This is a genomic window from Gryllotalpicola reticulitermitis (assembly GCF_042651345.1).
Classification (GTDB): domain Bacteria; phylum Actinomycetota; class Actinomycetes; order Actinomycetales; family Microbacteriaceae; genus Gryllotalpicola; species Gryllotalpicola reticulitermitis.
In genome coordinates, this window is record NZ_JBHSCN010000002.1 from 554,072 (window position 1) to 573,481 (window position 19,410).

General features: G+C 68.7%; 17 protein-coding genes. 4 read left to right on the forward strand and 13 right to left on the reverse strand.

Features of this window, described 5'->3' with window-relative positions; translation table 11 throughout:
• Window positions 1-9: 9 nt before the first annotated feature.
• Window positions 10-492 (forward strand): ATP-dependent zinc protease family protein, encoded by a 483-nt coding sequence (locus ACFOYW_RS03155; protein WP_390227186.1) that lies wholly within the window; start codon window positions 10-12, stop codon window positions 490-492.
• Between the two features lie 20 nt (window positions 493-512).
• Here ACFOYW_RS03155 and ACFOYW_RS03160 read toward each other — a convergent pair whose 3' ends face one another.
• The 3 genes from ACFOYW_RS03160 to ACFOYW_RS03170 all read right to left on the reverse strand — a co-directional run bounded on the left by ACFOYW_RS03160 (window position 513) and on the right by ACFOYW_RS03170 (window position 5,673).
• Window positions 513-2,951: an ATP-dependent helicase gene (locus tag ACFOYW_RS03160; RefSeq protein ID WP_390227188.1), complete on the reverse strand. Its 2,439-nt coding sequence runs from the start codon at window positions 2,949-2,951 to the stop codon at window positions 513-515.
• 43 nt (window positions 2,952-2,994) lie between these two features.
• Window positions 2,995-4,020, reverse strand: a complete 1,026-nt coding sequence (locus tag ACFOYW_RS03165; RefSeq protein WP_390227189.1) for a glycerophosphodiester phosphodiesterase family protein — start codon at window positions 4,018-4,020, stop codon at window positions 2,995-2,997.
• A gap of 216 nt (window positions 4,021-4,236) precedes the next feature.
• On the reverse strand, window positions 4,237-5,673 hold the full coding sequence (locus ACFOYW_RS03170) for a glycosyltransferase family 39 protein (protein WP_390227191.1): 1,437 nt from the start codon (window positions 5,671-5,673) through the stop codon (window positions 4,237-4,239).
• Window positions 5,674-5,813: 140 nt separating this feature from the next.
• Here ACFOYW_RS03170 and ACFOYW_RS03175 point away from each other — a divergent pair, with 140 nt between their 5' ends.
• Window positions 5,814-6,626: a Bax inhibitor-1/YccA family protein gene (locus tag ACFOYW_RS03175; protein WP_390227192.1), complete on the forward strand. Its 813-nt coding sequence runs from the start codon at window positions 5,814-5,816 to the stop codon at window positions 6,624-6,626.
• A gap of 160 nt (window positions 6,627-6,786) precedes the next feature.
• Here the strand turns inward: ACFOYW_RS03175 and guaA are convergent, their stop codons facing one another.
• Genes guaA through ACFOYW_RS03205 form a run of 6 tightly spaced genes read right to left on the reverse strand, consistent with a single transcriptional unit; the run spans window position 6,787 to window position 12,855 of the window.
• On the reverse strand, window positions 6,787-8,367 hold the full coding sequence (gene guaA, locus ACFOYW_RS03180) for a glutamine-hydrolyzing GMP synthase (RefSeq protein ID WP_390227363.1): 1,581 nt from the start codon (window positions 8,365-8,367) through the stop codon (window positions 6,787-6,789).
• A complete protein-coding gene (locus ACFOYW_RS03185; RefSeq protein ID WP_390227193.1) occupies window positions 8,363-8,890 on the reverse strand; it encodes a DUF3817 domain-containing protein in 528 nt (175 codons plus the stop codon). Before ACFOYW_RS03185 ends, guaA begins: the two co-directional genes overlap by 5 nt.
• 5 nt (window positions 8,891-8,895) lie before the next feature.
• A complete protein-coding gene (locus ACFOYW_RS03190) occupies window positions 8,896-9,705 on the reverse strand; it encodes an SURF1 family cytochrome oxidase biogenesis protein (protein WP_390227194.1) in 810 nt (269 codons plus the stop codon).
• A 43-nt stretch (window positions 9,706-9,748) separates the two neighbouring features.
• Entirely contained in the window at window positions 9,749-11,176 is a 1,428-nt protein-coding gene (locus ACFOYW_RS03195; protein ID WP_390227196.1) for a cation:proton antiporter, read from the reverse strand.
• 2 nt (window positions 11,177-11,178) lie between these two features.
• Complete coding sequence (locus ACFOYW_RS03200) at window positions 11,179-11,712, reverse strand: cation:proton antiporter regulatory subunit (protein WP_390227197.1); 534 nt, start codon at window positions 11,710-11,712, stop codon at window positions 11,179-11,181.
• 21 nt (window positions 11,713-11,733) lie between these two features.
• On the reverse strand, window positions 11,734-12,855 hold the full coding sequence (locus tag ACFOYW_RS03205) for a GuaB3 family IMP dehydrogenase-related protein (protein ID WP_390227198.1): 1,122 nt from the start codon (window positions 12,853-12,855) through the stop codon (window positions 11,734-11,736).
• A gap of 36 nt (window positions 12,856-12,891) precedes the next feature.
• On the opposite strand from ACFOYW_RS03205, the gene ACFOYW_RS03210 reads away from it, so the two are divergent.
• Window positions 12,892-14,046, forward strand: coding sequence for a MalY/PatB family protein (locus ACFOYW_RS03210; RefSeq protein ID WP_390227199.1), 1,155 nt, complete (start codon window positions 12,892-12,894; stop codon window positions 14,044-14,046).
• Between the two features lie 82 nt (window positions 14,047-14,128).
• Here the strand turns inward: ACFOYW_RS03210 and ACFOYW_RS03215 are convergent, their stop codons facing one another.
• From ACFOYW_RS03215 to groES, 4 genes are all read right to left on the reverse strand, one after another.
• On the reverse strand, window positions 14,129-15,121 hold the full coding sequence (locus tag ACFOYW_RS03215; protein WP_390227201.1) for an LLM class F420-dependent oxidoreductase: 993 nt from the start codon (window positions 15,119-15,121) through the stop codon (window positions 14,129-14,131).
• 84 nt (window positions 15,122-15,205) lie between these two features.
• Window positions 15,206-16,708, reverse strand: coding sequence for an IMP dehydrogenase (guaB, locus tag ACFOYW_RS03220; protein WP_390227203.1), 1,503 nt, complete (start codon window positions 16,706-16,708; stop codon window positions 15,206-15,208).
• A 62-nt stretch (window positions 16,709-16,770) separates the two neighbouring features.
• Window positions 16,771-17,697 (reverse strand): EamA family transporter RarD, encoded by a 927-nt coding sequence (gene rarD / locus ACFOYW_RS03225; protein WP_390227204.1) that lies wholly within the window; start codon window positions 17,695-17,697, stop codon window positions 16,771-16,773.
• A 54-nt stretch (window positions 17,698-17,751) separates the two neighbouring features.
• Window positions 17,752-18,048 (reverse strand): co-chaperone GroES, encoded by a 297-nt coding sequence (gene groES / locus ACFOYW_RS03230; protein WP_390227205.1) that lies wholly within the window; start codon window positions 18,046-18,048, stop codon window positions 17,752-17,754.
• 143 nt (window positions 18,049-18,191) lie between these two features.
• On the opposite strand from groES, the gene ACFOYW_RS03235 reads away from it, so the two are divergent.
• Window positions 18,192-19,394, forward strand: coding sequence for a class I SAM-dependent methyltransferase (locus ACFOYW_RS03235; protein ID WP_390227206.1), 1,203 nt, complete (start codon window positions 18,192-18,194; stop codon window positions 19,392-19,394).
• Window positions 19,395-19,410 lie beyond the last annotated feature (16 nt).

Genomic DNA, 19,410 nt, shown 5'->3' on the forward strand with positions numbered 1-19,410 from the left:
ATAGACGGCATGGTCCCCCGTCATCCAACACCAGACGTGGTCGGATGGCGAGAATGGGTCGGGCTCCCCGGCCTCGGGGTGCCGTGGGTCAAGGCGAAGATCGACACCGGCGCGCAGACGTCTGCTCTGCACGCGTTCGGCCTGCGCGAGTTCACGCGCGACGATCGCCGCTGGGTGCGCTTCGAGGTGCATCCCTGGCAGCGCAGCTCGCGCGACGGCGCGAAGGTCGAGTTGCCCGTCCACGACCGGCGGCGGGTGCGCAGCTCGAGCGGCCACCTGCAGGAGCGCGTCGTGGTGCTGATCGAATTACGGATGCTCGACCGCACGTTCCCTGTCGAGGCGACGCTCACGCGGCGCGACTCGATGGGTTTCCGCATGCTGGTGGGGCGCGAGGCGCTGAGCAACGGATTCCTCGTCGACCCGGTCGCCTCGTACCTCGGCGGCGAGCCGCCGCGCCTCGTGCGCCGCGCCAATCGGCGCGCCGAGGTCTGAGCCGCGGAGCGCCGCGACGATCAGTTCTGCAGCTTCTCGATCGGGGCGATCTTGATCAGGAGCTTCTTGAAACCGGAGCCGTCGAATTGCACGTGGGCGATGCGCTTGGCGCCCTCACCCGTGACGTCCTGAACGCGGCCCTCGCCGAAGTCGACGTGACGGATCCGGTCGCCGGGCGCGAGCTCGAGCCCGCTGTTGTCGCGCACCTGCGCCGTCACCTTGTTGGCCCACTCGGTCTTGGGCTTTGAGAGCGCCGCCGCGGTGAGCGCCGCGCGGTCGCTGCCGAACCCCGGGCGGCGGGCGTTCAGCGCGCGCGACATGGTGTTGTCGCGGCCGTTGGCCGCCGACGGGGAGCGGCGCCAGTCGACGAGCTCGCCGGGGATCTCCTGCAGGTACCTGCTCGGCATCGCGACGTTGACGTCGCCGAATTGGGCGCGCGTCATCGCGAGCGACAGGTAGAGGCGCTTGCGTGCACGCGTGATGCCGACGTAGAACAGTCGCCGCTCTTCGGCGAGGCCGCCTGGCTCGTTGGCCGACATGCGGTGCGGAATCAGGTCTTCCTCAACGCCGGTGAGGAACACCGCGTCGAACTCGAGGCCCTTCGCCGTGTGCAGCGTCATGAGCGATACGGTGCCCGAGGAGTCGTCGAGCTCGTCGGCGGCCGCGACGAGCGAGACCTCGGTGAGGAAGTCGGTGAGGGTGCCGCCGGGGTTGTTCCGGGCGAACTCCTTCGTCACGGCGACCAGCTCGTCGACGTTCTCGGCGCGCGCCTCGTCTTGCGGATCGCGCGAGTTGCGCAGCGCATCGATCAGCCCCGAGCCGGCGAGCAGGTGCGTCAGGACCTCTGCGACCGGCTTCACCCCGCCGGGGTTGCCGGGGTCGATCATCGCGGCCGACTCGTCGAGCAGATCGGAGAGCCTCGTGATCGCCGCCGTGACCTTGGGCCCGAGACCGAGATCGGATGCCGCGCGCAGGGCGTCTCTGAAGGTGATGCCGTTGTCGGCGGCGAACGAGCCGAGCTGGGTGACCGTCGCGGGGCCGATTCCGCGCTTCGGCGTGTTCAGGATGCGCCGCACGGCGAGCTCGTCGGCAGGGTTCGCGACCGAGATGAGGTACGCCATGGCGTCTTTGATCTCGGCGCGCTCGTAGAACTTGGTGCCCCCCATGATGCGATAGGGCACCGCTGAGCGGATCAGGATCTCTTCGAGCGCACGCGTCTGCGAGTTGGTGCGATAGAACACGGCCATGTCGTTGTAGGCCATGCCCCCGCGGTGGAGTGCGTCGATCTCGTCGGCGACGAACTGCGCCTCGTCGTGCCCCGAGTACCCGGTGTAGCCGATGATCTTCTCGCCGTCGCCCGAGTCGGTCCACAGGTTCTTGGCCTTGCGGTCGAAGTTGTTGCTGATCACGGCGTTCGCCGCCGACAGGATGTTCTGGGTCGATCGGTAGTTCTGCTCGAGCAGCACGACCTTCGCGCCGGGGAAGTCGTGCTCGAACTCGGTGATGTTACGGATGTCGGCGCCGCGGAAGGCATAGATCGACTGATCGGAGTCGCCGACGACCGTGAGCGATGCCCCCGGAATCCCGCCGTCGGGGTCCGTCAGCTTCTCGACGTAGAGGCCCTCGGCCCTCAGCTCGGCGACGAGGTGCGGCGGCACGGGTTTCGTCAGTTCGCGGATGAGCGAGTACTGCGCGTGGTTCGTGTCTTGGTACTCGTCGACCAGCACGTGCCGGAATCGCCGCTGATAGTTCGCGGCGACCCGCGGAAAGGCGCGGAACAGATAGACCGTCTGTGCAATGAGGTCGTCGAAGTCGAACGCGTTCGCGCTCTTGAGCGCGCGCGAGTAGTCGCGGAAGATCTGCAGGAACACCTGCTCTGCGGGGTCGTCGCGGTTGGCGGAGCGCGCGTAGGACTCGTAGTCTTCGAGCTCGTTCTTGAGCTTCGAGATCTTCGCGCCCGCGCTGCCCGGCGTGAACCCGAAGGTGTCGGCCTCGAGCTCTTTGATGATGCGCTTGAGCAGGGCCCGCGTGTCGCCCGAGTCGTAGATGGTGAAGTTCTCGGTGAACCCGAACTGCTTCGCCTCGCGCCGCAGGATGCGCACGCAGGCGGAGTGGAACGTCGAGATCCACATGCCATCGGATGCCTGACCCACGAGCCCCGTGACACGCTCACGCATCTCGCTCGCCGCCTTGTTCGTGAACGTGATGGCGAGGATCTGACTGGGCCACGCCTCGCGGCTGCCGAGCAGCCCCGCGATGCGATGGGTGAGCACGCGCGTCTTGCCCGAGCCCGCGCCGGCGACGATGAGGAGCGCCTGCCCGCGGTAGGTCACCGCCTCACGCTGCTGCGGATTGAGGCCCGCCAGCAGCGCGTCTTCCCCGCCGAAACCGGCCCGCGGCCCGTCGAACCCCTCGACCAGCAGGGGAACGAAACCGTCGGATGCGCGCGCGTCTGTCATTGCCTCACCAGTCTAGGTTCGGCCGCCGACACCGTCTCGGCCCTCAGGCGAGTTCGTCGCGCACCGAGATCGCGAGGTCGGGGTGGTCCGCGAACACGCCGTCGACGCCCGTCGACATGATGGTGCGGAACTCGTGCTGCCAGTGCCCGAACGCCGCGTCGCCCTGGTCGCTCCGGAACGGCCCGGCGAGGAACGCGTTCTCCGGCCGAAGCGTCCACGTGAACAGTGCGAGCCCCACCGCGTGTGCGCGATCGACGAGGTCGCTGATGCCGCTCTCGGTCTCAGCGTCGAGAAGCATCGCCTTGTCGACGCTGATGCCGTCGATCGCGCTGCACCCCTGCTGGGTCGCGAGCCGGTAGAGGCCGCCCTCGTCGATCTCCTGCGCGTAGCTCATCGCGGCAGCGCCGCTCGCCGCGACGAGATCGAACGCGGCGCCCTCTGCGGCGACGAGATAGACCCGGCTGCCGCGGACCCCCCGCTCACGCACCTTGCGCAGCACTGTCTTCTCGAACGACTCGATGACGAGGCGCCCGGCCTCGTCGGCCCAGCCCACCTTGTGCACGGCATCCGCGAACAGCTCGTCGAGCGGCAGCCCGATCGACTCGAAGTAGCTGGCGTGCTTGATCTCGGCGACGATGCCGAGTTCCCGATCGGATTCCTCGGCCCACGCGTCGACGATGTCGAAGAGGTGCGCGAGCTTGAGAATCGGATGCTGGTCGTCGAAGCTCGCGCTCGCCTGACGCAGCGCGCCGAGGCGCTCGCGCGCACGCAGCGTCGCGAGCTGCTCCCAGGTGAAGTCCTCGGTGAACCACCCCGTGAGGACCTCCCCGTCGACCTCCTTGGTGGTGCGCAGCCGGGCGAACTCCGGGCGCTGCGCGACGTCGGTCGTGCCGGAGATCTCGTTCTCGTGCCTCAGCACGAGAACACCGTCCTTCGTGGCGACGATGTCGGGCTCGACGAAGTCGGCACCGAGCTGGAACGCGAGCTCATACGCCTGCCGGGTGTGCTCGGGGCGGTAGCCGCACGCGCCGCGGTGGCCGATGACGATGGGAGAGCTGTGCGCGCGCATGCCGCCGATCCTAATGACGGCGGGCGTCCGCTAGGTGATCACGACCGTCGCCCGGCGTGAAACATAAATGTTGACTTAACCCACAGCGGCTAAATACCGTTTTTCACGAGGTCCGGCACTGCTGTCGCCCTCAACCCGGTGATGCGGCGGTGCGACGCCGCCTCGACGGCGCTGGCCTGGTTTCGCCCCCAACCCCCAGGTCAGCGTCGTCGGGCATCACTGCCGAGCGAACCGGCACACCACGGTGCGATGCACCGGGTATCGAGCATCCGTCACGAAGCCCGCGGCGCGCAGCGTCGCCGCGTCCTTGCCCGAGTTGCAGGGGGTGTCGATGCCTGCGAAAACGACCCACACCGTGTTCAGCTCGCGCAGCTGCGGCTTCCGGTTCGCGAGCGGCACGACCTGGTCGTGGAACGTGGCGGTGTGCGGAAAGCGGACTTTCAGCGCGACGTCGTCGAGGCCGGCGAACTTCTGCGGGTAGGCATAGAGTGCGAGCCGCGGATTGAGCGTCCTGCGGATGGGTGACGGCTCGAATACGACTCCATCGTGGCGCTGCGCGTGCCGCCGCACCGTATCGGCGAGCTGGCGCAGGTCGCTGCCGCCGTTCTTGCCGTAGGGCCCGCGCTGCCCGACGTAGGTGGGCACGGCGACGGCGACCACGATAAGAACCGCGACCGCGGCCACGCGGCGAGAGCCGATCGCGACCGCCGCCGCAGCGAGCAGCAGCGCGAACCCGGGCGTCGCGAGGGTCAGGTAGCGCGGCGTGTACAGCGGGTTGCTGGTCAATGAGGTCGCGACCATCAGCACGAGCGGCACGACGACCCAGCTGCCGGCGAGCAGCAGGTACTCGGGGCAGGCACGAGCGACGGCCGCGCGCCAGCGTACGGCGCCCCAGATGAGCAGAACGGATGCCGCGATCCCAAAGCCCCACGAGGTCTCCGCCCACGGCTCCAGCAGCGCGGACCACGGGTTCAGCGCCGCGGAGGTGCCGAGCCACGCCACCTGTGATCTCTGATGCCATGCGAAGTAGATGACGGGGCTCGCGACGACGGCGGCAGCCGCCCAGGCGGCGAGCACGGGCAGGAGCGCGCGTCGCTGACGAACGGCCACGAAGACGAACTGCGCGACAGCGAGCGTCGCACTCAGCAGGAAGAAGCTGACCGAGAGCGCCGCGACGGTGCCGAGCGCCACCCACCACCAGCGGCCGCGTTTCATCGCGACGAGGAGCAGCAGCCACAGCCCGGCGGCGATGGCCGCCGTCCACGCGTACGACCTCGCCTCCTCCCCGGCCTCCGTGACGCGCGGCATCAGCGCGAACAGGACGGCCGCGACGAGGCCCAGTCGCGGCCGCTGCAGCGCGTCGGCAAGCAGCATGGTGAGCGCGGTGGCGACGCCGACGCCGAGTGCCGACAGGCCGCGGGTCGCGCCCTCCGAGGCGCCGAACACCGCGGTCCAGTAGTGCATCACCAGATAGAACAGGGCGTGCACGGCATCCGTGCGGGTCGTCGTGAAGTCGAGCAGCGCACCGGGTGACAGCGCGGAAGCGCGCAGCGTCGCGACCTCGTCGGCCCAGTACGACGGCACCCACGACGCCGCGAACGACAGGAGCGCCGCGATAGCGCCGGCGACCCACGCTCTACCGCTCGCAGACACCTCGCCAGGGTAGTGCGCGCGCCCGGGCGGACGGGAGCGGAAGTGGGCGGCGCGGTTCCCCGGTCGGCGCGCGCCGATCGGGGAACGACTCGGGGCGCATTGCCAGCCTCGCCGCGGAAGCTCCGCGCTAACTTGTATCTATGGCCCGATCGAACAACCCTGCACTGAACCGCGTCGCCGCCTTCCGCGCGGGTGGCGCGCCCCAGCCGGTCGACCCCGCAACCGCCGGCACCCCCGACCTCGAGGCTCTTTTCGCAGGGCCGAGCGCGAGCGCCGCAGACACCGGGCGCATGACCTACGAAGACACCGTGGTCAAGACGGTGATCCTCTTCGTCATTCTGCTCGCGACCGCCGCCGTCGGCTGGTTCGTGCCGACCCTTACGCTCGTCGGCGCCATCGTCGGCCTCGCGCTCGGCATGGTCAACGCGTTCAAGCGCAAGCCGAGCCCGGCCCTCATCGTCGTCTACGCCGCGGCGCAGGGTCTCTTCCTCGGCGGCATCTCCCGCCTCTTCGAGACATACTTCGGCAGCGTCGTGCTGCAGGCGGTCGTGGCGACGCTCGCGGTCTTCGGCGTCATGCTGGCGCTGTTCGCCAGCGGCAAGGTCCGCGCATCCGCTCGCCTCACCAAGGTGTTCCTCGGCGCGCTGATCGGCTACTTCGTCTACAGCCTCGTCAACGTCGGTCTGATGCTGTTCGGCGGCGTCTCGTCGTCGCTCGCGTTCGGCCTCAACTCGATGACCTTCATGGGCATCCCGATCGGCCTGATCGTCGGCATCCTCGCTGTGCTGATGGGCGCGTACTCGCTCGTGCTCGACTTCGAGTTCATCAAGAACGGCGTGCAGAACCGCGCCCCCCGCGTCTACGGGTGGCAGGGCGCCTTCGGCCTGATGGTCACCCTCATCTGGCTCTACATCGAGTTCCTGCGGCTGTTCGCGATCATGTCTCGCAACTAGTCCAGGCACCCGCCCTGCCCGGGCCGCCCCGTCGCGTCGCCGTTGCGCTGTCCGGATCCGCGTTGCGCTGCTCGGATCCGGGCGGCGGAACGCGGATCCGAGCAGCCCGACGCGATGGTGCAGCCGGAATGAAGAATGGCCGCCCTCGGGCGGCCATTCTTCATTCCCACTCGATGGTTCCCGGTGGCTTCGACGTCACGTCGAGCACGACCCGGTTCACCTCGCGCACCTCGTTGGTGATGCGGTTCGAGATGCGGGCGAGCACGTCGTACGGCACCCGCGTCCAGTCGGCGGTCATCGCGTCTTCGGAGGAAACCGGGCGCAGCACGATCGGGTGGCCGTAGGTACGGCCGTCACCCTGCACTCCCACCGAGCGGACGTCGGCGAGAAGCACGACGGGGCACTGCCAGATCTCCCCGTCGAGGCCCGCCGCCGTGAGCTCTTCGCGCGCGATCGCGTCGGCCGCGCGCAACGTCTCGAGGCGCTCGTGGTTGACGGCGCCGACGATACGGATGCCGAGGCCGGGCCCCGGGAACGGCTGGCGCGCCACGATCTCTTCCGGCAGCCCGAGCTCGCGGCCGATCGCGCGCACCTCGTCCTTGAACAGGGTGCGCAACGGCTCGACGAGCTCGAACTCGAGGTCTTCGGGCAGGCCGCCGACGTTGTGGTGGCTCTTGATGTTCGCGGTGCCGGTGCCGCCGCCCGACTCGACGACGTCGGGGTACAGCGTGCCCTGCACGAGGAACTTCACGGGCTCGGCACCCTCGGCCGCCGCCTCGGCGACGAGTTCGGCCTGGGTGCGCTCGAACGCCCGGATGAACTCGCGGCCGATGATCTTGCGCTTCTGCTCGGGGTCGGTGACACCGTCGAGCTCGCGCAGGAACACCTCCGCCGCGTCGACCGTGATGAGACGGATTCCGGTCGCGGCAACGTAGTCGCGCTCGACCTGCTCGCGCTCGCCCTGCCGCAGCAGTCCGTGATCGACGAACACGCAGGTGAGCTGATCGCCGACCGCGCGATGCACGATCGCTGCCGCCACCGCCGAGTCCACGCCGCCCGACAGGCCCGCGATGACGCGGGCCGAGCCGACCTGCTCGCGAATGCGGGCGACCTGCGTCTCGATGACGTTCTCGCTGTTCCAGTCGGCGGGGATGCCGGCGGCGCGATGCAGGAAGTTCTCGAGCACGGCCTGCCCGTACTGGGAATGCCTCACCTCGGGGTGCCACTGCACGCCGTACAGCTTCTTCTCATCGCTCGCGAACGCGGCGACGGGCGTCGACAGCGTCGACGCGAGCACCTCGAAGCCTTCGGGGGCGCGCGAGACCGAGTCGCCGTGGCTCATCCACGCGATCTGTTCGGTGGGCTGGTCGCCGAGCAGCGTGCCCGCGACACCGACCGAGACATCCGTTGCGCCGTATTCACTGCGACCCGTGTGAGCGACCTCACCGCCGAGCGCCTGCGCCATCACCTGGAAGCCGTAGCAGATTCCGAGCGTCGGGATGCCGAGCGCGAAGGCGCCCGCGTCGAACGACGGCGCCCCCTCCTCGTACACCGACGACGGGCCGCCGGAGAGGATGATGCCCGCCGGGTTCTTCGCGGCGATCTCGGCCGCGGTGATCGTGTGCGGCACGATCTCCGAGTAGACGGATGCCTCGCGCACACGCCGCGCGATCAGCTGCGCGTACTGCGCGCCGAAGTCGACGACGAGTACGGGCCGGGCCTGCTGCTCGTTCGCGCTAATTGCTTCCTCCTGCTGTGGGGGCCTTCGGGGCGTTCTCGTCGAGATACGTCCTGACCTGCTTGGTGATGATGCCCTCGACGATGAACGACATGAACGGGATGACGCCGCCCAGCGCGATCTGCACGAACTTCGTGAACGGCATGCGCATGAGGCTCCACAACCGGAAGTCCGCGAACAGGTAGACCACGTACAGCCAGCCGTGCACGATCAGCACGGCGATGGAGATGTTGACGCCCTTGAGGTACAGGTCGGTCGCCGGGTTCACGACCGGGAACGAGATGAGCCCGTGCCCGGGCTGGAACGCGTAGACCCAGTGGTGGAAGCCGTACTTGACGACCATCTCGGCGCACAGCAGCAGGAGCATGATGCCCGTGATCCACGCCGTCACCTGGTAGAGCTTCAACGCGGCAGGCACCCTCGGCAGGTCGGCGGGCCGCGGGCGGGCGCCCTTCACACTGCGCAGCTGCTCCCACAAGCGGGAGAGGTAGGTGCCCTCATCGGCGGAGGACGAGACCTGCGGCATGATTCTCAGTCTACTTTCTGCGTCTCGGCGACCTGACCGGAGGCCTCTTCCAACTCCTGGAGATCTTCGATCTCGCGCTCCCACGCGTCGCGCGCGAGCCGGTACCAGAGATAGACGGCGAAGCCCGCGAACACGACCCACTCGGCCGCGTAGAACGCGTTCAGCCAGTCGATCGATCGCTGCTGCACGGGCGGAGGGGCGTAGATCGCCACGAGGCCCGCGGGCACATGGTTCTTCGCGACGAGGTACGCCTCGAAGATCTGCGGATTGCTGCCGAGCTCCGTCCAGCGGTTGATGAGGATCGCGATCGCGAGGTCCTTCATCTGCGGCGGATTGCCCGACATGCTGTCTTCAGGCTGATCGGGCGGCTCGGTCGGCAGGATCCGGCCGCTGAGGTCGAGCTGCTCAGGGGCGGATGCCTCGAGCCGGTGCTGCACATCGATCGCCTTGGTCTTGTCGGGCGTGAAGCCCCGCGCGACGGCGAGGTGGGCGCCGGCATCCGCCCCGCTCGTCACGACCGCGTGCCCGACGATCCACCAGCCGCGCACACCGCCGCCGTTGTCGCGCCCCTGCACGAGCATGTAGTCGGCGGGCACCGTCTTGACGCTCGTGGTGACGAGCTGGCCGACGCGCTTGTCGGCGATCGCCTTGCCGGGCGTGAGCACGGCGTCGAGCGGATGCGTCGTCTCGGTGATCCGCGGGCCGACCTCTCGCGCCTGCAGTGCGCGATCGAGCTGCCAGCGGCCGAGGAACGCGAAGCCCCCCGCGACGATCAGGGCGATGAGCAGCACGCCGATCCAACGAGGACGGCGCATGACCCGGAAGAGGGTCAGATCGCCGGGATGGGAGCGGGCCTGGTCAGAGATCGTCGGATCGCTTTCGTGGATTCGGTTCGGGGTCGCGCATCGCGGCTTCGATCGCGGGGTCGAGAGGGTGTCGCTTCTTATTTGATCCTGTGGAGTCATCGACAAGCTGGGAGCGCGGTGAGTCTGTGCCCGTCACCTCGTCGACGAGCTGGCTGGGGAGCGATTCGGGCTCGCCCGTGGCGGCCTGAGCCGCCCTCCGTTCGCTGCGTCGCTTCGCCACCTGCCGGATGCGCGTGTTGAACCTTTCGGAGTTCGCCGCCATGAGCGGCCCGATCACCGCCATCACCAGCACGTACAGGCCGGCGAACGGCGTCAGCCGCTCGTCGAGGCCGGCGCCGACCGCAAGCGTCGCGAGGATCAGCGCGAACTCGCCGCGGTTCTGCAGGATGACGAAGGTGTTGACGCCCTCGGTCAGCCCGAAGCCGTTGAGCCGCGCGATCAGCTGGCTCGCGCCGAAGTTGAGAACCATCGTGAGCACGATCGCGAGCACGACGACGCCGGCGACCACGGGGAACTCGTTCACGTTCAGGCCGAGACCGAAGTTCAGGAAGAAGAAGGCCGCGAACACGTCGCGCAGCGGCACGGTGACCCGCTCGATACGGCCGTGGTAGCTCGTGGCCCCGAGCACGACGCCGATCAGGAAGGCGCCGATCGCGTCGGTCACGCCGATGTCTTCGCCGATTCCGGCGAATGCGACCGCGAGCCCGAAGAACAGCACCGTGAACAGCTCGTCGTCATTCGTGCGCAGCAGCCGCGACACGTACTTGCCGCCCCAGCGGGCGAGAGCGAACATCACGACGATGAAGAGGAAGTCGATCACGAGCCGCAGCGCGATCGGCCAGAACCCGGTCGCGTGGCTGAGCGCGGCCGAGATGATCGCGAGGTAGACGGCGATGAAGATGTCTTCGACGACGGTCACCCCGAGGATCATCGGCGTTTCGGTGTTCGCCAGGCGCCTCAGCTCGATCAGGAGCTTGGTGACGATGGCGCTCGACGACGTCGCGGTCATGCCCGCGATGATGAGGGCCTCACGGGTGCCCCACCCGACGAAGAAGCCGAAGGCGATGCCGACGCCCAGGTTGATCGCGACATAGCTGCCGCCCGAGATGATCAGCTTGCCGACGTTGCCGAAGAACTCGTCCTGGTCGAACTCGAGCCCGAGGCTGAAGAGCAGCAGGACCAGGCCGAAGACCGCGATGAGGTTGATGTTCGCCGGGTCGAAGTCGAGCGGGAAGATCTTCGTGTGCGGGCTCGCGAGCAGCCCGATCACCATGTACACCGGGATCGCCGGGAGACCCACCTTCCGGGCCAGGCGCCCCAGCACGTAGGCGAGGACGAACAGCACGCCCAGTGTGATCAGGTCGTCACCGAGAGAGGCATGGTCGCTCGCCTCTGCGGCGAGCACGGCGGCGACGCGCATCGTCAGCGGCCGGGTGACGGGTCGCCGACGCCCGCAGGCGTCGCCACGGCGCCGGTGCGGAAGTAGGTGAACGACTTGGCAACGCGCTCGGGGCTGCCGGCGACGACCAGGGTGTCGCCGGGGAACACGACGAAGTCGCGCCCGGGGCCCGGGTGGGCGGTTTCCCCGCGCACCACCGCGACCACCGTGACGCCCTGGAACCCATGGTCGGCGGGTGCGCCGAGCGGCTGCCCGGCGATGTGGTCGTCGTAGTCGACCGAGAACCAGTCGATGGTGAGCCCCGGGAGCCTGTCGAGGGCGGCGAGGTCTTCGATGATGTGCGTTCCGCCGAGCAGTTCGGCGAGGGTGTGCGCCTCGTCCTCGTTGAGGCGCAGGCTCACCTTGGCGGGCGCGTCATCGCCGTCGGCGTCGCTGAACGTGACGAGGTCGTTCGCGCCGCTGCGGTGAGCGATCACGCCGACCTTGCCGCCGTCTTCCGGGATGAAGGTGTGCAGCATGCCCACCCCGGGCAGCTTCACCCGTCGTACATTGACCATGAGGTCACACTCCTTGTTGGTTCAGTCACCAAGGTACGGCGCGACGACGACCTCCACGCGTTGGAATTCCTTGAGGTCGGAGTAGCCGGTCGTCGCCATCGAGCGGCGCAGCGCGCCGATGAGGTTGGCCGTTCCGTTCGCGACGGTCGCCGGGCCGTACAGCACTTCTTCGAGCGAGCCGACGGTGCCCACCTGCACCCGGTGGCCGCGCGGCAGTTCCGGCTGATGCGACTCGGCACCCCAGTGCCAGCCGCCACCCGGCGCTTCCTCCGACCGCGCGAGTGCGGTGCCGAGCATCACAGCATCCGCCCCGCAGGCGATCGCCTTCACGATGTCGCCCGAGGTGCCGAGGCCGCCGTCGGCGATCACGTGCACGTAGCGGCCGCCGGACTCGTCGAGGTAGTCGCGCCGCGCCCCCGCCACGTCGGCGACCGAGGTGGCCATCGGGGCATGGATTCCGGTCACGAGTCGCGTCGTCGAGGCCGCGCCACCGCCGAAGCCGACGAGGACGCCGGCGGCACCGGTGCGCATGAGGTGCAGCGCGGCCGTGTAGGTCGCCGCGCCGCCCACGATCACCGGAACGTCGAGCTCGTAGATGAACTTCTTGAGGTTGAGCGGCTCGCGCTGCTTCGCGACGTGCTCGGCGCTCACCGTCGTACCGCGGATCACGAACAGGTCGACGCCCGCCGCGAGCACCGTCTCGTAGAACTGCTGCGTGCGCTGCGGGCTGAGCGCACCGGCGACGGTGACACCACCGGCGCGGATCTCGGCGAGGCGGTCGCGGATCAGTTCCGGCTTCACCGGCTCCGAATAGATCTGCTGCATGCGCTGCGTCGCGCTCTCGGACGGCAGCGATCGGATTTCCGCGAGCACCGGCTCCGGGTCCTCGTACCGCGTCCACAGCCCCTCGAGGTCGAGCACGCCCAGGCCGCCGAGCTTGCCGATCGCAATGGCCGTGGCCGGCGAGACGACCGAGTCCATCGGCGCCGCGATGATGGGGGTGTCGAAGCTGTACGCGTCGATGGTCCACGTGACGTTCACGTTCTCGGGGTCGCGCGTGCGGCGACTCGGCACCACGGCCACGTCGTCGAACGCATAGACCCGACGCGCCCGCTTACTCGCCCCGATCTCGATCTCAGTCACGCGCTTCAGCCTATCGATCTCATTAGGCTCGGGGGCATGGACGTGACGAGCGCTGAATCACTCGATCGGCTGCGGCGCCGGACCAGCTCGAAGTGGCAGGCCTTCACCGACGACCATCTGCCCATGTTCGTCGCCGAGATGGACTACCCGCTCGCACCGGTCATCCGCGAGGCACTGCACGAGGCCGTCGACCTCGGCGACACCGGCTACGTCGATCCGCGCACCGGAGGCCGTGCCGCGGCCCGAGCCCTCGCCGGATTCGCCGAAGACCGCTGGGACTGGCAGCCGGACCCCGAGGGGATGGTGACCACGACCGACGTGAGCGTGGTCATCGTCGAGTCGCTGCGCAGGCTCACCACCGCCGGCGACGGCGTCATCATCACGCCGCCGGTGTACCCGCCGTTCTTCGCCCTCGTGCAGGAGGCGGGCGCCGAGGTCGTCGAGGTTCCCCTTGTCGACGACGGCGACACGTGGTCGCTCGACCTGGCCGGCATCGAGGCGGCCTTCGAGGGCGGCGCGCGCGGCATCCTGCTGTGCAATCCGCACAACCCGGTGGGGCTCGTGCACTCGCGCGAGCAGCTCGAGCAGCTGTCGGCGATCGTCGACCGGCACGATGGTTTCGTCGTGAGCGACGAGATCCACGCTCCGCTCGTGCACACGGATGCCTCGTTCACCCCGTATCTCGACGTATCGCCGGCGGCCCGCGAGCACGGCATCGCCGCGCACTCGGCGAGCAAGGCGTTCAACCTGGCCGGCCTCAAGTGCGCTCTCTTCGTCACCGCGGACGATCGCATGCGCGCCCTGGTGCGCGCGCTCCCCGAGGAGGTGACCTACCGCACGGGCCTGTTCGGCGTGATCGCGACCCGGGCCGGTTTCACCGAGGGCCGGGACTGGCTCGACGCCACGATCGCCGCCATCGAGAGGAACCGGCGCCTGCTCACCGAGCACCTCGCCGAGCTGCTGCCGAAGGCGCGTTACCGCGAGCCGAAGGCGAGCTACCTCGCCTGGATCGACCTCAGCGAATACGGCTGGGGCGAGGACCCGGCGCGGGTCCTGCGCCGCTCGGCCGGCGTCGTGCTCTCGAACGGCCCGAGCTTCGGCGAGCAGGGGCGCGGCTTCGCACGCATGAATCTCGCCTGCTCCCCTGAGCTGCTGCGCGAGGCGATCGAGCGGATCGCGGCCGCGGCCTAGCTCGAGGCATCCGCTCGCGCTACACATACGGACCCGCGCCCCTCCTGTTGGAAGAGCGCGGGTCCGTAACTGTAGCGCGGGGTCACGCGAGGTGCGGCAGCACCTCCGACTCGAACCGCTCGACCGCGTCGAGCGAGTACGCCGCGCTCGGGAAGTAGAAGATCGCGTACCCGAGCCCGGCGTCGGCCTGGGCCTTCAGCCGCTCGACGATCTGCTCCGGGGTCCCGACGGCGAGGGCGCCCCCGCTGCGGTACTCGGCGATGAAGCCGTCGGTCTTCTCACCGAGGAAGGGGCGCACGCGCTGCTCGAGCGCATCGAGCTGGGCGTCGATGTCGGCCTGGTCGTCGCCGATGATGACGTTGTAGTTGGCCGAGCGGGTGATCGCGTCGAAGTCCGTGCCGAGCTTGTCGCAGTGGCGCTTCAGGATCTCGCTCTTGCGCGCGAAGCCCTCGGGGTCGCCCGCGAAGTTCGTGTACTGCGCGTACTGCGCGGCGATCTTCAGGGTGACCTTCTCGCCGCCGCCCGAGATCCAGAACGGGATGCCCGGCTTCTGCAGCGGCTGCGGGTAGAACAGCGCGCCGTCGACCTTGTAGTACTCGCCGTCGAGGGTCGCGGTGCCGGTCGTCCAGGCCTGCTTCATGATCTCGACGCCCTCGCGGAGGCGCCCGAGGCGCTCGCCGATCTCCGGGAATCCGTAGCCGTAGGCGCGCCACTCGTGCTCGTACCAGCCGCCGCCGATGCCCATCTCGACGCGGCCGCCCGAGATGATGTCGGCCGTCGTCGCGACCTTCGCGAGGTAGGCGGGGTTGCGGTAGCTCATGCACGTGCACATCTGACCGAGGCGCACGCGCTTCGTGGCGGCGCCGAAGCCCGACATCAGCGACCACGCCTCGTGGGTGGCCTGGTCCGACGGGACCGGCACGGTGTGGAAGTGGTCGTAGACCCAGATCGACTCCCACAGCTCATTGCTGTCGGCGTGCTGGGCGATCCCGTTCATCACCTCCCAGTGCTGCGCGGGGTCGATGTTCAGGAGATCGTGGCGCCAGCCTTGGGGAACGAAGAGTCCGAATCGCATGATTCGAATCGTATCGATTCGATATGTCGATGGGAACAACTAAACAGTGAACGGATGCCTGAGGAGGCATCCGTTCACGTGAGTTCAGCTGCGATAGTTGGGCGCCTCGACGACCATCTGGATGTCGTGCGGGTGGCTCTCTTTGAGCCCCGCCGGAGTGATGCGCACGAACTTGCCCTTGGCCTTGAGCTCGGGAATGGTGCGCGCGCCCACGTAGAACATGGTCTGGCGCAGGCCGCCGAGCAGCTGGTAGACGACCGAGTTGACGGCGCCGCGGTAGGGCACCTTGCCCTCGATGCCCTCGGCGATCAGCTGGTCGTCGCTCGGCACGTCGGCCTGGAAGTAGCGGTCGCGCGAATAGGAGGTCTTCTTGCCGCGGGTCTGCAGCGCCCCGAGCGAACCCATGCCGCGATAGGTCTTGAACTGCTTGCCGTTCACGAAGATGAGCTCGCCCGGCGCCTCGTCGGTGCCCGCGAGCAGCGAGCCGACCATGACGGTGTCGGCCCCCGCGACGAGCGCCTTGCCGATGTCGCCCGAGTACTGCAGGCCACCGTCTGCGATGAGCGGCACGCCGGCGGCGCGGGCAGCGAGGGACGCCTCGTAGACCGCGGTCACCTGAGGCACACCGACGCCCGCGACGACGCGAGTGGTGCAGATGGAGCCCGGCCCGACCCCGACCTTGATCGCGTCGGCGCCGGCCTCGATCAGAGCCTGGGCGCCCGAGCGCGTCGCCACGTTGCCGCCGATCACGTCGACGTGCGCGAAGGCCGGGTCGTTCTTCATGCGCGCGATGATCTCGCACTCCAGCTTGCTCTCACCGTTGGCGGTGTCGACGACGATGACATCGACGCCTGCCTCCATCAGGGCGGTGGCGCGGTCCCACGCGTCGCCGAAGAATCCGATGGCCGCGCCGACGCGCAGACGGCCGGCATCGTCCTTCGTGGCGTTGGGGAACTTCTCGGACTTGTCGTAGTCCTTCACGGTGATGAGCCCCTTGAGCCGGCCGGCCTCGTCGATGAGGGGCAGCTTCTCGATCTTGTGCTGCGCGAGCAGCGCGAGGGCATGATCGGGGTTGGTGCCGACGGGCGCCGTGATCAGCGGCATCTTGGTCATCACGTCGGCGACGCGCGTCGTCTCGGCCTCGAACGGCGACACGAAGCGCATGTCGCGGTTCGTGATGATGCCGACGAGGATGCCGTCGGGGTCGACGACGGGAAGCCCGGAGACACGGAACGCGCGGCACTGCTCGTCGACCTCGGCGACCGTGGCCTCGGGCGTGGTCGTGACCGGGTTCGTGATCATGCCGGACTCTGAGCGCTTCACCTTGTCGACGATGGTCGCCTGGTCGGCGATCGACATGTTCCGGTGCACGATGCCGATGCCGCCGCCGCGCGCCATGGCGATGGCCATGCGCTCTTCCGTGACGGTGTCCATCGCGGCCGACAGCAGCGGCGCGTGCATCGTGATGCGCTTGGTGAGTCGCGAGGAGGTGTCGGCCTCGCTCGGAATGACGTCCGTCGCCCCCGGCAGGAGCATGACGTCGTCGTACGTCAGCCCAATGAAACCGAACGGATCTGCCTGGTCCATGACACCCCTTGACTCGCGCGCCGATACCGGAAAATCCCCGAGTTCGTCGCGCCGTCGGGGATTCACTGAATGGTAACGGATGCTGCTTCGAGTTCATTCCGAGCGCGGGCGGCCCGCACCAGGTCGACCGTGAGCAGGATCAGCGCGCACCAGATCACGATGAAGCCGGCCCAGCGCGCGGCATCCATCGTCTCGTGCTCGAAGGCCACGCCGACGACGAACTGCATGATCGGCGTGACGTACTGCACGAGCCCGAGATAGACGAGGGGCAGACGGCGGGCGGATGCCGCGAACAGCAGCAGCGGGACAGCGGTGACGATGCCCGCGGCGATGAGGAGCACCGTGTTGACGACGCTCACGTGCCCGAACGTGACGCCGCTCGTCACGCCCACGACGATCAGCTCGACGACGGCCACCGGCACCAGCCACGCGGACTCGATGGTGAGCCCCGACAGCGCGTCGACCACGCCGCCGACGCGCTTCTTGACGAAGCCGTAGAGGCCGAAGGAGAAGGCGAGAGTGAGGGAGATCCAGGGGAACGAGCCGTAGGCGAACGCGAGGACGATGACGGCGACGACGCTCACACCGACCGCCACCCATTGGAGCCGCCTCAGGTGCTCGCGCAGCACGAGGACACCGAGGAACACCGTCACGATCGGGTTGATGAAGTACCCGAGGGCGGCCTGGACGACCTCCCCCGACGTCGTCGCGAGCACGTAGGTCTGCCAGTTGATGAAGATCAGGACGCCGGCGCCGGCCATCGTGAGCATGATGCGCGGGCGCCGCACGATCGCGAAGAGCTGCCCCCACCCCCGCGTGATCGACAGCGCGATGACACAGAAGCCGAGCGACCAGATGATGCGCCACGCGACGATCTCGAAGGGGCCCGTGGGTGCGAGCAGCAGGAAGTACAGGGGCAGGAGACCCCAGAGGCCGTAGGCGATGACGCCGTAGATCAGGCCTGCGCGAAGCGGGGCGGGCTGTTCCATCGCTTAAAACACTAGGCCCGGGCGAGATGCCCGGGCCTAGTCGAGAAACGCCGCTTAGCGGACCACGACCGCCAGCACGTCGCGCGCCGAGAGAACGAGCAGCTCGTCGCCGCCGTACTTGACCTCGGTGCCGCCGTAGCGCGAGTAGATCACGCGGTCGCCGACTGCGACGTCGAGCGGAACGCGGTTGCCGTTGTCATCGATGCGGCCGGGGCCGACGGCGACGACCTCGCCCTCCTGCGGCTTCTCCTTCGCGGTGTCGGGGATCACGAGACCCGACGCGGTGGTCGTCTCTGCCTCGACCTGCTTGATCACGATGCGATCCTCGAGCGGCTTGATGGAGACCGACACGGTAGACCTCTTTCTTGTACGGTGTACTTCAAGACATGGGTTAGCACTCTCATGCCGAGGGTGCTAAGCCGAGTTTAGGGCCCCCGCTGGCACTCCTGCAAGGCGAGTGCCAAAAAGTGACGCGGTGCGTCAGGAGGAGACGGATGCTTCGCGACGAGCTCGTCGAACTCCTGAGCCCGGGCGGCCTCACCCTGCTCGATTCGCTGCCGCCGTACGACTCCGAGCGCGACATCGTGAAGCTCGTCGCCTCGCTGCGGTCGGCGGGGCATCCGCCGGCTCTCGTCGCCGCCGTTCTGACTCAGGCGAAGCTGCGCGCGAAAGCGGGCGGCGCGCAGGGCAAGTTCGGTGACTTCGCCGAGCGGATGCTGTTCACCGAGGCCGGCCTCGAGCAGGCCACGCGACTCAGGGTCGCGGCGCGACATGCCGCACGGTTCCGCGATGCAGGAATCCGCCACGTCGCCGACCTCGGCTGCGGAATCGGCGGCGACGCGATGGCGATCGCTGCACTCGGCCTGCGGGTGACCGCCGTCGATCGCGACGAGGTGACCGCCGCGATCGCCTCGTACAACCTCGCGCCGTTCCCCGACACCGTCGTGGAGCAGGGTGACGCCGAGGGGTTCGACATCACGCGCACCGAGGCGCTCTGGCTCGACCCCGCGCGACGCACGGCCGGTCACAGCGACACGCGCCGGCTCACCGACTCGGACGACTGGTCGCCGTCCATCGACTGGGTGTTCAACGCCGCGAGCCGCATGCCGGTAGGCGTCAAGCTTGGCCCCGGCTTCGACCGCGACCTCATTCCCGGGTCGGCCGAGGCGCAGTGGGTCTCGGTCGGCGGCCATGTCGTCGAGGTCGCCCTGTGGTTCGGCGCGCTCGCGCGGCCGGGAATCACGCGAGCGGCACTCGTGCTCGACGATGATGGCGCGCACGAGCTCACCGCCCCGGCGGACTCGCCCGACGAGGCGGTCGGCGAACTCGGTGCCTACCTGTACGAGCCCGACGGCGCCGTCATCCGTGCCCGCCTGATCGGCGATCTTGCCCGATCGCTCGACGCGCGCATGATCGGCGACGGCATCGCGTACCTCACTGCCGACGAGCCTCACCGGACTCCGTTCGCGCAGGGCTTCCGCATCGTCGAGCGGTTGCCCTACCCCGAGAAGGAGCTCCGGGCTGCACTGCGCGAGCGCGGCATCGGCGTGCTCGAGATCAAGAAGCGCGGCGTCGACGTGGACCCGGCACGGCTGCGCGGCCGCCTCGCCCTGATGGGCCCGAACTCGGCGACGTTGATCCTCACTCGGGCGGCCGGCAGGCACACGGCACTCCTCGCCGAGCGCCTCACTCCCTGACGGCCGTCACGGCCTG